This window comes from Candidatus Manganitrophus noduliformans (genome assembly GCF_012184425.1).
In the GTDB taxonomy this organism is placed as follows: Bacteria; Nitrospirota; Nitrospiria; order SBBL01; family Manganitrophaceae; genus Manganitrophus; species Manganitrophus noduliformans.
Genome location: NZ_VTOW01000002.1, coordinates 1,026,563 through 1,038,776, shown reverse-complemented (window position 1 = coordinate 1,038,776; position 12,214 = coordinate 1,026,563). Strand labels below are relative to the sequence as shown.

Sequence of the window (12,214 nt, the reverse complement as noted above, 5' to 3'; positions counted from 1 at the left end):
GAATGAACGGCGTTGGCTTGGGGCAACGCCCCATTGTAATTTCTGAGGGCTTTAGCCCGGCCAATCAATATCTCCTCTATCGATTCGCCCCCATTTCCGTTTATAATGTCCTGACAATGCCATGAGAGGGAGAGACGCGTGATTCGAACGGTGCCCGATGAGAATGCCCCGGAAGAAATCAAAGAAGAAACAAAATCAGCCCCCGTCCCCACCGGCGAGATCGCCCTCGGCATCTCCCTCCCTTTTCTCGTGATCGCCGCCTCCGTCTTTGTCGATGCCGTCTACGTCCGAAACCATCCCTGGCGCCAGGGATACATCGGCTTTGTTTCGTTGATCCTCTTCAATCTGATCCTCCTTTTTTATGCCCTGGCCGTTTGTAAACGACGGGGGATCTGGCCGCTCTTTCGCCCGATCTCCCCCGCGACGGTCCTCTCGATGATTCCCTTCGCGATATTGATCGCCTTCGGCATCAACCTCCTGGTCGGGACGACCCACATGGCGATGGAGAAGATCTTGAACCAAAAGTTCGAGATGCCCGACTATTCGGCGCTGGCGACCTTCGGGCCGAACAGCCTCCTCTCCGTGATCATGATCGTGATCGGCTTCACCGCCATTCCGATCTTGGAAGAGATCTACTTTCGGGGGTTTCTCTACAACGCCCTCAAGACCCGCCTTCCGATCCTCTTTGCCGCCAACCTGCAGGCGATCCTCTTCGCGGCGGCCCATGGGGCCGGCTTCATGATCGGGATTCTCTACTTCATCGCGGGGATGGCGCTGGCGGTGGTTTATGAAATGCGGAAGGAGCTGGTCTCGCCGATTTTGGTCCACGGCGCCATCAATGCGATGGCGCTGATGCCGCTGCTCGTCCTGGCGCTTCAGAATTTTCATATGCCGGCCGCCACCTGGGAGGAGGCCGAGCGTCCCCCGGCGTGGCTGGAATCGACCCCGCCGGCGTGGATCGATAAGAAAGAGAATGCGGCGGCGCAGCGGCAATACGCCATCGACACCTGGGGGAGCCAAGGGTCCAAAGCGTGGAAGAAAGAGGCCGGCGCGCTGCAGGCGGTCTGCGTCTGGTTTCCCGAAGATCGCGAGGCGTGCGCCAAGGCGAAGAGCGGCGTGGTTGCGATCTACTCCACCTTTCTGAAAGACCACCGGCGGGCGGTCCTCGAGGCCGACCGGCTGATCGCCGAATTTCCGAAGGAGGAAGAGGCGGTCGCCGTCGCCTTGACGCGGCGGGGTTTCGCTTACCTGATGCTCCAGGATCTGGAGAAAAGCCGCGAATCGTTCGAAAAGGTGATCAACGAGTACAGCCAATACGGCCCGCCGTTCGAAGAAGCCGCAAAGGGAATTCAGATATTGGAGAGGGTGGAGAGAGAATGATTCGATTGGGAATCTGAGGATGAGAAATCAAACGCCTGGGAAGGGGGCAACGCCCCGAATAGGAAAATAACAGAATGAATTCCGGTATTGTCTACTCCACCGAACATGGTAAAATGTGCCCCGATTGCGGGGAGCCGGCGGCGAAATGCCGATGCCGGCAAAAACAGCCGGTCCCCAAACGAGACGGCATCGTCCGGGTGTCGCGCGAGACCAAAGGGCGCAAGGGGAAAGAGGTCACCCTGATCACGGGGGTGCCGCTTCATCCGGAAGGCCTCCGGAACCTCGCCAAAGAGCTGAAGCAAACCTGCGGGAGCGGCGGCACGGTGAAAGAGGGGGTCATCGAAATCCAAGGGGACCACCGCGACACCCTGGTCGAAGTGCTCGGCAAAAAAGGATATGTCGTTAAACGCGCGGGAGGATAACATCACAAATGACTCGTCTTCTTTTTACACTTCTTGTGATCACCTTATTGACCTTTCTGTTGGGCCGGTTCCTCGGGAGGTTTCTCTACCGCCGCCCGGCGGGAAGCGCCGCGCGGGTCGATGCGGGAGACGCGCTGGTGCAAGACCCGAACTGCCTGACCTACCTTTCCAAGAAGGGGGCGCTGGAGGCGAAGCAGGGGGGGGTGACCCATTATTTCTGCGGTCCCGCGTGCGCCGAGGCGTTTGAAAAGAAAAAAGCAGGGAAGGAGTCGGGCGGCGGGAAATGACCGATTCTTCCCTGCGCGATCGCGCTCAATCAAATCTCCGCGACACCCTCACATTGGCCTTGGAGTGCGCCCCCGGGGCGCCGGCCCTTTTAGTCTTTGATGAACAATCCGGTTTGTCGCGCCTTTTAGCGGAAGCCTACCGTGCGGCGCTGCCGAACGCCGCCGTGTTGAATTTCGATCGGGTCACCGCGAAAGAGATCTTATCCGCGGTCGATCTTCTCCCCCCGAAGGGGCTGGTGGTGCTGGTTCAGTCGACCAGCTTCCGGCTGAATGAATTTCGGTTTCGGGTGGAGCTCTTCAATCGGGGGTTGAAGGTGGTCGAGCATCCTCACCTGGGACGGATCCCCGAAGCGGAGTTCGCCACCTACCTCGACGCCCTGGCGTACGATCGGGCTTATTACCGGTCGGTCGGGCCGGCGCTGAAGGAGCGGATCGACCGGGCGGCGCGGATCGCCGTGATCTGCGAGGGGACCGAATTAATCTACGACTCCCCCTTCGAAGCGGCCAAGCTGAACATCGGCGATTACCGCGGGATGAAAAATGTCGGGGGACAGTTCCCGATCGGGGAGGTCTTCACCGAGCCGAAGGAGGTCCGCCGCGTGAACGGCGCCTTGAAGATCTTCGCCTTCGGCGACGCCGACTTTACCGTCCACGCTCCCGGCCGGCCCTTCACCGCCGCGATCGAAGGAGGGGTGCTGGTCGCCGCCCCCGACGCGCCGAAGGAGTTTCATGCCGTGTTGGATCAGATCCGGGCCGAGGAGCGGGAGGTCTGGGTGCGGGAACTCGGCTTCGGCTTGAACCGCGCCCTGACGCGGGAGCGGCGGCTGACCGACATCGGCGCCTACGAGCGGATGCTCGGCATCCACCTCTCCCTCGGCGCAAAACATTCCCTCTATACCAAGCCCGGTTTTCCGAAGAGCGGGAAATTCCATGTCGATGTTTTTGCCGCCGTGGCGCGGGTGGAGATCGACGGAGAAAAGGTGTTCGAAGGGGGAGGATATTTAATCGGTCAATGACGGAGCGTTTGATTCCATCTGTAATTGATTTTAAGATCGATTCCGAATGGCTTCGATCCGATCAGCTTCTTTAGGCAGGCGCACAAAGAACGTGGCCCCTTGGCCTTTTTGCGATTCCACCCAGACCTTGCCCCCGGCGAGATGGACGATTTTGGCCACGATCGAGAGGCCGATCCCGGTCCCCCCCGCCTCGCGCTCTTTGAGCTGCTGAAACGGATCGAAAATCTTTTTGTGGTAGGCCGGGTCGATGCCGATGCCGTTGTCTTTCACGTAGAACTCCGCCCATCCTTCCGGTTCGCTTCCGCCGATTTCGATCTTCGGATGGGGCTGCTCCCCCATGAACTTTCCGGCGTTGACGATGAGGTTTTGAAAGATCTGGGTGATGTGGAACGACCCGAAGGTGAAGCGCGGGAGGGAAGGGTGAACGACCACCTCCACCTTTTTTTCTTCGAGCCATTCTTGATATCGGTTGGTGATCGCGATCAGCGCCTCTCGAACGTCGACCGGCTCGTTTTTCTCGGGGGAGCCGATTCGGGTGAGGATCTGCATCCCCTCGATAAAGTCGCCCAGATAGTCCGCGTTCGACAACACCCGTTGAATGTAATGTTTTCCTTTGTCGTCCAGCACGGCGGCGTATTCTTCCAGGAGCAGCGAGGCGACCCCTTGCAGGGAGATCACCGGTCCTTTTAGATCGTGAGAGAGGGTGTAGACGAACGATTCCAATTCTTTCGTTCTCGCCCGGACCTGCCGCTCCAGACCGTCCCGGGCCTGTTGCAGCTCCTCGGCCATCTTGCGCAGATCGGCTTCGACCCGCTTGCGCTCCGTAATCTCCTCCCTCAAGAGGGTGGTCCGCTCCCGGATCTTTTTTTCCAGATCGTCGTAGGCTTTCTGAACTTCGACGACCATCTTGTTGAACGTTTCGCCGAGCGAGCCGATTTCGTCTTTCGACGTGACCTCGACACGGGTATCGAGCTTCCCCCCCGCGATCTCCGCCGCCGCCGTTTTCAAATGGATGAGGGGATTAAAAATAGACCGGACAAAAAAGGTCCCGGCGGTCAACGCCAAACCGAAAATGAACGTCGAATAAACGATCAGGGCGCCGACGGCGGAATCCCGGGATCGCCGGATATGGTCGTTCGCCGCGCCGACATGCGCGTAAATATCGGTGACCACGCGGTGAAGGGTGTCGTCGACCAGGCTCTTGTATCGTCTTGCCTTGATGATGTAGGTTTCCCGTCGCCTCTCTTCTTGCGCGATCTCCTCCTTATTCCCGGAGGGCTGAAGCCGGAGGATCTTTTCCTGGGAGGCGATGACCTTCTCGACATACTTCGCAAACCCGCCAAAATAAAGGGTCGCCTTGCCGGCGGCCTGCTGGATCTCGTAGGGGGCGGTGTTCACGACCAGGGTTTCTTGCAGCCCCATTTTTTCCCATCGGGCCGAAACGAGCCCTCCCGTCGATTTTTGGAACGCCTCCGTCTTGCTTCCCCAAATCATCGCTTTCGTAAACATGTCGAAGACCAGGACCGATTCCTTGAATTGGGTTTCGACCGCCTGAAGATGGCCGATCTCCTCATGGGTTCCGATCAACAGAACCCGATCGATGGTCCCGGCCCCGAGGGCCAAGGCATGGAGCGCTTCCTCGGCGCTTCGGGAGAGGGGAATGCGCTCCGCGATCACCAGGTCGGCCTGCTCGGTTACTTGATGAATCCGGGTCACCCCGAAGACCACCAGAGAAAATCCGGCGACGGATAAAAAAGCGAAGATCGCCCCGAGTTTCGCCCTGATTCCCCTGATCCCATTGAACATGCCGGCTTAAAGCTCCTGGATAATGGCGCTGATGTTATAAATCGATTTGATCACGCCGATGGCCCGTCGGGTTTCCGGATCGATCACCGGCACATACAGGGCGATCGCCTCCGCTTCTGCGCTGTCGTCGTACTCGATATCTCCGTAGTATTCTTTTCCGCGGCCGCCGGCATACGCCTCGACCCACCAGGCCTCGTCGGCCTGGTAATAGTCGGAGGTCTTGTTGGTCTCCCCCACGATCAATCCGACGGCGTCGGCGATGAAAATCTCGGCGAATCCGTCGTGCGCTTTCTGAAACGCGATCAGGTGCCGGGCGCAGTCGTTGGCGATGAATGCGCCGATAAATTCATCGATCCCCTTCACCCTCCGCCATTTCTGATCGAGTTTTTCGATCTCGCGCGGGGTGAGGCGCTTGTTTTGATGATTCGACTCCCTGACGAGGCGGATGGTTTTCGGATCTTCCGCCAAGGTTTTGATCAGTTGGATTTTTTGTTGGAGAATTTCTTCGACCTCTTCGGAGAATGTATTTTCGCCCGCGGTTCCCTCTTCCGGCATCCCGGCGAAGAGCAAGATGAAGAGGAGGATCGCCCAGACGCGGAGGGTCCTCCGAACGGGCCCCTTCCAGCCGCGCCGTTTTAAACCGAACCCCTTTTTTGTATTCCGATCGATCATGAATAAGATGCCGCCGATGGTTCGCCGCCGCTTTTTCCCCGTCGCGCGGAGCGGGAATAAAGGTAAGTATACCCGGCATTTTAACTCCGTCAAAAGAAAAGGAAGCCCGCGGCCTTCTCGCGGAAGGATAACCGCCATGGCGAGGAGAGGGGCGGACGTTGACATTCCAGGTTTCGATATTCTATCGTTGACCCGATAGACGAGACGCTCACCCTTCATCCCGGAGGATCTGCCGATGTTCATGAAGTCTTTCGCTCCACAGACCTATGCTTTGATGCGGATGGTCACCGGCTTTCTTTTTTTATGGCATGGAACCCAGAAGCTCTTCGGGTTTCCGATTCCGCCGCAAGGCACACCGGCCGCTTACGTCATCTATATCGCCGGGCCGATCGAATTCATCGGCGGTCTGCTGGTGATGATCGGCCTCTTCACCCGCTGGGCGGCGTTTCTCTGCAGCGGGCTGATGGCGGCGGCGTATTGGATCGCGCATGGAACGCAGGCGTTTTTCCCCCTCGTCAACCGGGGAGAGTTGGCCGCGCTCTACGCATTCGTCTTTCTCTATATCGCCGCCCGAGGACCCGGCATCTGGAGCGTCGACGCCGCCCTCGGCCGCGACTGAGAACCCTCCCCTTTTCCGAGGTTTAGAGCGCGGTCCGCGACACCAAGGCGCCTTCACGATCGGACCCCTCCTACGGAGCCTTACAGATTTGGTACAATTAAAATATGAAACCGAATCGTTCACAGAGGTTCCGTTAGAGTAAAGAGGCCGGTGTGAAGCGCGGCCTCGGGAGGTGAAACCGTGGAACAGGTGATAAGACAAGGAGAGGTGGAGGGGCCGTCGCGTTTTGCCGTTCTTTGGCTCTTGGTTTTTCCGTTTTTGTTCTTTTTTATCTTTTTTTTCACAAACCATCCGGAGTCGCACTATAACGAGATCCCGGTTTCCGAACGGAAGCTGAACCTGAAGGGGCTGGAGATGGTGACGACCCAATATCTCGACGATCACCCGGAGGACTTTTACCGATTTATTCGCATTCTGACGAACGCGGATAATGCCCTTCAGGAAAACGAATCGCTCACCCGCGGCGCGGTGATGAAGTGGCTTGACCAATCGATGCGGCAGGAGGGGTTCGATTCGAAGATGCCGGTGCGCCTCTTCCTGAAAAATGTTTACCTGAAAGAATGGGAAGGGGCTTATCTGCGCCGGATCGATCCGGGCGAGCGGGAGTACCTCTACGATCTCATCGGTGCAACAATCGGCGGCATGTACCGCTGCACCTGTGTTCCCCCTCATCTGAAGTAGGGGCGGGTTTGAAACTCGCCCCTCCATTTTGCTCCCAAAACATTCCTCTCCATAAACATACCGAAATTGACAATTTCCAGGTCCGCTTATATAGTTTTAATGCTTTCAACAGCATAAGCATGCGGTGAAACGGACATTCTCTCCTCTCGATCCGGCCGATTGAACCCGGGGGCGGAAATCGAGGCCGTTGTGTCCACTTTTTTCCTCGCATTTAGGTAGACCGGTTCATTCCTCATTTTCTACTGCATTTTTCACTGCAGCCGACAGCAGCGGGTGACATCGCTCCCTTCGCTCCTTTTTTATCGGCGGCCCGAAGCGAGAGCGCTCAAGGACCGGGAGCAAGCCGGCGCTATATAACGGGGTGACCCCTGATCACACCTTTTCGTAATCTCTCGATTCGTCAGAAATTGATTCGGATGAGCATGCTGGTGAGTTCGGCGGTTCTCCTGCTCGCAAGCGCCGGCTTCATCGCCCATGAATGGGTGACTTTTCGAGGCGTCATGGTCCGGAATCGCTCCACGCAGGCGGAGATCATCGCGATCAATACGGTCTCGGCCCTCCTGTTCAACGATCCGGAGTCGGCCGCTGAAACCGTCGGGGCGCTGCGGGTCAAGTCCGATATCCATTCGGCGGCGATCTATACGGCGGAAGGCCGGCTCTTCGCGAAATATCTGAGGAGCGATGGGGCTTCGGTTTTTGAGATGCCGGAGCGAATCCCGGCGGGGATGGAAGGCCATCGATTCGAGTCCGGGTTCCTTTTTTTGTCGCGGCCGATTCTCTCCAATGAAGAGCGGATCGGCACCGTCTATATCCAATCCGATCTCCAGGAGTTGAATGCTCGTCTGAAGGGTTACGCCCTCATCGTGGTCGGGGTGCTCGCGGTTTCCCTGCTGACGGCCTATCGGGTCTCCGCCGGGCTTCAAGGAAATATCTCCCGTCCGCTTCTTGATCTGGCCCGGATTGCAAAGAACGTCTCCGAAGAGAAAGACTATTCCGTGCGGGCCGCCACCGGAAACCGGGACGAGATCGGCCTGCTGGTCGAGACCTTCAACGAGATGCTCTCCCAGATCCAAACGCGGGATGCCGCCCTGCAGAAGACGCAGGACGAGTTGGAGCAAAGGGTGAAAGAGCGGACACGGTCATTGGAGCAGGAGGTCGGGGATCGGAAGCGGGCGGAGGTTTTTCTCGACTCCATTGTGGAGAATATTCCCAACATGATTTTCGTCAAGGAAGCCAAAGAGCTCCGGTTCGTTCGATTCAACAAAGCGGGTGAAGTGTTGCTCGGCTACACCAGAGAGGATCTGCTCGGCAAAAATGATCATGATTTCTTTCCAAAAGAGCAGGCCGATTCGTTCATCGCCAAGGACCGGCAGGTGCTCGGAGCGGGCTACCTCGTCGATATTCCGGAAGAGCCGGTCCAGACCCGGCACCGCGGCGCGCGGATTTTGCACACACAGAAAATCCCGCTCTACGACGAAGAAGGACAACCGCTCTATCTGTTGGGTATTTCGGAAGACATCACCGAGAGAAAGCAAGCGGAAGAAGAGCTGAAGAAGCTCAATTCGCAGCTGGAGGCGGCCAATAAGGAGCTGGAGGCCTTCAGCTATTCCGTGTCGCACGACCTGCGCGCGCCGCTGCGTCACATCAACGGGTTTGTCGAGCTGCTCAAAGAACACGCGGCGGCCCGGCTCGATACGAAAGGACAGCGCTACATCGAGATCATCGTGAACGCCTCCAAGCGGATGGGGAGTCTGATCGACGATCTGTTGGTTTTCTCCCGGATGGCGAAGTCGGAGATGCGGATCGGGAGGGTTCCCCTCGAATCCTTGATCCAGGAGGTGATTCGGGATCTGCAGCCGGAGATTCAGAACCGGGAGATCGCTTGGACGATCGGCTCCCTGCCCGATTTAGAGGGGGATGCGGCGATGCTGCGGCAGGTGTGGGCGAACCTGATCGGCAACGCGGTGAAGTACACCCGGACCCGCGAGCGGGCCGAAATCGAGATCGGCAGCCGAATGGAAGCAGAGGAGACCGTTTTTTTTGTTCGAGACAATGGGGTGGGGTTTGATCCGCAGTACGCCGGCAAGCTCTTCGGCGTCTTCCAGCGGCTGCACCGCGCCGAGGAGTTCGAAGGGACCGGCATCGGGTTGGCCAATGTCCGGCGGATCATTCACCGCCATGGCGGGCGGACCTGGGCCGAGGGGGAATTGGACCGCGGCGCGGCGTTTTATTTTTCATTGCCAAATCGAAAGGAGGGGTGAGGATGGGGGATTTCAAGAGCATTCTGTTGGTGGAGGACAACGTGGAAGATGTGGAGCTGACGCTGGAGGCGCTCGCCGAGTACAATCTGGCAAACGACGTCGTCATCGCCCGGGACGGCGCCGAGGCGTTGGACTACCTTTATCATCGGGGATCTTTTAAGACGCGCACCCCTGGGAATCCGGCGGTCATTCTGCTCGACATTAAGATGCCGAAGGTAAACGGGTTGGAGGTCTTGAGGACCATTAAAGCCGATGAAAAGCTAAAAACGGTCCCGGTGGTGATGTTGACCTCCTCCCGCGAGGAGCCGGACCTGGCGGAGAGTTACAAGCTGGGGGTCAACGCCTACGTCGTCAAACCGGTGAACTTTCAGGAATTCGTCAAAGCGGTCAAGCAGCTCGGTGTTTTCTGGGCGCTGCTCAACGAGCGGCCGCCGGGGAGCGTGAAAAGACAGAAATGAGTGGGTCTTCCTTTCGGCAGGGACGCGCGGACAGACGGACTTTTCGTTCTTGGCGTGGCGCTGCCGCGTGAACGAACCCGCGACCGTATGGTTTCGAATGAGAAGGTGGGGATGAGATGGGTATTCCGCTCCGTGTTTTAATGGTGGAGGATTCGGCGGAAGATGCCGAGCTGCTCCTGGGCGAGCTGCGGCGCGGCGGCTACGAGCCGGCGCATGAACGGGTGAGCACCATCGAGGAGATGAACCGGGCGATCGATCGCGGGAGTTGGGATATCGTCTTCGGCGATTATTCCATGCCTCACTTCGACGGGGTCGCCGCATTGAAGCTGTTGAGGGGAAAAGGACTCGACATCCCTTTTCTTTTTGTCTCGGGCACCCTCGGCGAGGACACCGCGGTCAAAGCGATGAGAGCCGGGGCCAACGACTATTTCGTCAAAGGCCATTTGAAACGCCTGCTTCCGGTGGTCGAGCGGGAACTGCGCGAGAACGGGACGCGGCAGGAGCGCAAACGGGCCGAGGAGCAGCTGCGACAGAGTGAGGAGCGGTTTCGGCAGTTGGCCGAGAACATCACCGAAGTTTTTTGGATGGGTGATCCCGATAAAAACAGCATTCTCTATATCAGCCCCGGCTATGAGAAGATCTGGGGCCGGAGCTGCGAGAGCCTCTATCAGGAACCGAAATCTTTTCTCGACGCGGTTCATCCGGACGATCGGGAGCGGGTGATGGAGGCGTCGATGACCCGGCAGGTGTCGGGGACGTACGATGAGGAGTACCGGATTATCCGGCCCGATGGATCGGTCCGCTGGATTCGGGACAGAGCCTTCCCGATCAAAGATGTTTCGGGGCGGGTCTACCGGTTGACGGGGATCGCCGAAGACATCACCCGGCATAAAGAGGCGGAGGAGGCGCTGCGGACGGCGAAGGAGTTTTCGGAGAATCTCATCGAAACGGCGAATGTGATCATCCTCGGCCTCGATACGGAGGGGAAGGTGAATATCTTCAATCAAACGGCGGAGAAAATCACCGGCTATACCCTCTCGGAGCTGAAAGGAAAGAGCTGGTTCGAAAAGCTGGTGCCGAAGGAGCGATATCCCTCCGTCTGGGAAGAGTTCACCCGGCTGGTCTCCGGCGGAATCCCGAAGACGTTTGAGAACCCGATCCTTACCAAAAGAGGGGAGGAGCGCTACATCCTCTGGCAGAACAATCAGGTCAAGGTCAACGGAAAGATCGTCGCAACCATTTCTTTCGGAAACGACATCACGGAGCATAGGCAAGTGGAAGAGATGGTGCAGAAAATGGCTTTTTACGACACCCTGACCGGGCTTCCGAATCGGAACATGTTGATCGATCGCCTCCTGAATGCTTTGCGGCACGACGCGGGTCAAGGCCGGCCGATGGCGCTGCTGCTGATGGATCTGGATCGTTTCCGGGAGATCAACGACACCTTGGGGCATCGCCGGGGAGATTTGTTGCTTCAGCAATTGGGCGAACGGCTGCGGAAGACCATTTTTGATCGGGATATCGTCGCCCATTTCGGGGGAGATGAGTTTGCGGTGCTGTTGATGAAACTCACCAGCCCGGACGATATCCATCTGGCGGTCGGAAAGATCGTCAAGGCGCTGGAGGCCCCCTTTGTCATTGAAGATATCCCGATTGCGGTGGAGACCAGCATCGGCATCGCCCTTTATCCCGACCACGGCAGCGATCCCGACACCTTAATCCGGCGGGCCGATGTCGCGATGTATGCGGCCAAAGAGACCGGCCGCGGCCATACGCTGTATGCTCCCGAGCTGGACCGCCACAGCCCGCAACAGTTGGCGCTCATGGCCGAGCTGCGCCAGGCGATCTCGCAGAACCAGCTTCTTCTGCACTATCAGCCCAAGATCGATCTGAAGCGGCGCGCGTTCTTCGGGGTGGAGGCGCTGGTGCGCTGGAGACATCCGCAGCGGGGGATGATTCCGCCGGGCCGGTTTATCGGCCCCGCGGAGCAAACCGGACTGATCCACCCGTTGACCCGCTGGGTGGTGGAAACGGCGATCGATCAGTGCGCGGTTTGGCAGCGGGCCGGGTTGGAGATGACCCTCTCGGCCAACCTCTCCGCCAGAAACCTGCAAGACCCGAAGCTCCCTGAATCGGTGGCGGAGCTGTTGCGCTCCGGCGGCGTGGCGCCGGAGCGGATTCAGTTCGAGATCACCGAAAGCGCGATTATGACCGATCCCGCCCGCGCGCGGGAGGTTTTAGTCGCCCTCCACCGGAGCGGTATCCGGTTTTCCATCGACGATTTCGGCATCGGTTATTCCTCCCTGAGTTATCTTCGGAATCTTCCGGTCGATTCGATCAAGGTGGACAAGTCGTTCGTGAGCCAGATGATTCTGAACGAGGGGGACGCGAAAATCGTCCGCTCCACGATCGAGATGGCGCATCATCTCGGCCTGGAGGTGGTGGCGGAAGGGGTCGAAACCGAAGAGATCCTGGAGCGGCTTGGGGAGATGGGCTGTGACGCCGCCCAGGGTTATTTCATCAGCCGGCCGCTTCCTGCGGAAGAAGTCGGCCGCTGGCTGCGCGAGTCTCACTGGGGAAGAGAAACGCAGTGAAGTGAACGGCCGTCTCCC

11 protein-coding genes are annotated in these 12,214 nt (G+C 58.3%); 9 read left to right on the top strand and 2 right to left on the bottom strand.

From position 1 onward, the window contains the following. Positions 1–138: 138 nt before the first annotated feature. The 4 genes from MNODULE_RS25280 to MNODULE_RS14070 all read left to right on the top strand — a co-directional run bounded on the left by MNODULE_RS25280 (position 139) and on the right by MNODULE_RS14070 (position 3,105). Complete coding sequence (locus MNODULE_RS25280; RefSeq protein WP_168060852.1) at positions 139–1,380, top strand: CPBP family glutamic-type intramembrane protease; 1,242 nt, start codon at positions 139–141, stop codon at positions 1,378–1,380. A gap of 74 nt (positions 1,381–1,454) precedes the next feature. Next, positions 1,455–1,802: a translation initiation factor Sui1 gene (locus MNODULE_RS14080; RefSeq protein ID WP_168060850.1), complete on the top strand. Its 348-nt coding sequence runs from the start codon at positions 1,455–1,457 to the stop codon at positions 1,800–1,802. An 8-nt stretch (positions 1,803–1,810) separates the two neighbouring features. After that, complete coding sequence (locus MNODULE_RS14075; protein WP_168060848.1) at positions 1,811–2,089, top strand: hypothetical protein; 279 nt, start codon at positions 1,811–1,813, stop codon at positions 2,087–2,089. Then, positions 2,086–3,105, top strand: coding sequence for a hypothetical protein (locus MNODULE_RS14070; RefSeq protein ID WP_168060846.1), 1,020 nt, complete (start codon positions 2,086–2,088; stop codon positions 3,103–3,105). Before MNODULE_RS14075 ends, MNODULE_RS14070 begins: the two co-directional genes overlap by 4 nt. A gap of 30 nt (positions 3,106–3,135) precedes the next feature. Here MNODULE_RS14070 and MNODULE_RS14065 read toward each other — a convergent pair whose 3' ends face one another. Further along, positions 3,136–4,911 (bottom strand): sensor histidine kinase, encoded by a 1,776-nt coding sequence (locus tag MNODULE_RS14065; RefSeq protein WP_168060844.1) that lies wholly within the window; start codon positions 4,909–4,911, stop codon positions 3,136–3,138. A 6-nt stretch (positions 4,912–4,917) separates the two neighbouring features. After that, complete coding sequence (locus MNODULE_RS14060; RefSeq protein WP_168060842.1) at positions 4,918–5,826, bottom strand: PDC sensor domain-containing protein; 909 nt, start codon at positions 5,824–5,826, stop codon at positions 4,918–4,920. On the opposite strand from MNODULE_RS14060, the gene MNODULE_RS14055 reads away from it, so the two are divergent. The 5 genes from MNODULE_RS14055 to MNODULE_RS14035 all read left to right on the top strand — a co-directional run bounded on the left by MNODULE_RS14055 (position 5,819) and on the right by MNODULE_RS14035 (position 12,196). Further along, complete coding sequence (locus MNODULE_RS14055; RefSeq protein WP_168060840.1) at positions 5,819–6,202, top strand: DoxX family protein; 384 nt, start codon at positions 5,819–5,821, stop codon at positions 6,200–6,202. The genes MNODULE_RS14060 and MNODULE_RS14055 overlap by 8 nt on opposite strands. Before the next feature lie 180 nt (positions 6,203–6,382). Further along, positions 6,383–6,883: a hypothetical protein gene (locus MNODULE_RS14050; protein WP_168060838.1), complete on the top strand. Its 501-nt coding sequence runs from the start codon at positions 6,383–6,385 to the stop codon at positions 6,881–6,883. Between the two features lie 368 nt (positions 6,884–7,251). Next, on the top strand, positions 7,252–9,144 hold the full coding sequence (locus MNODULE_RS14045; protein WP_479688865.1) for a sensor histidine kinase, YfiR-like protein-associated: 1,893 nt from the start codon (positions 7,252–7,254) through the stop codon (positions 9,142–9,144). Between the two features lie 2 nt (positions 9,145–9,146). After that, positions 9,147–9,602 (top strand): response regulator, encoded by a 456-nt coding sequence (locus MNODULE_RS14040; RefSeq protein WP_168060834.1) that lies wholly within the window; start codon positions 9,147–9,149, stop codon positions 9,600–9,602. 116 nt (positions 9,603–9,718) lie between these two features. Further along, positions 9,719–12,196 carry an EAL domain-containing protein gene (locus tag MNODULE_RS14035; RefSeq protein ID WP_168060833.1) on the top strand — a complete coding sequence of 826 codons (2,478 nt, stop codon included), beginning with the start codon at positions 9,719–9,721 and terminating at the stop codon, positions 12,194–12,196. The last annotated feature ends 18 nt before the right edge of the window (positions 12,197–12,214 follow it).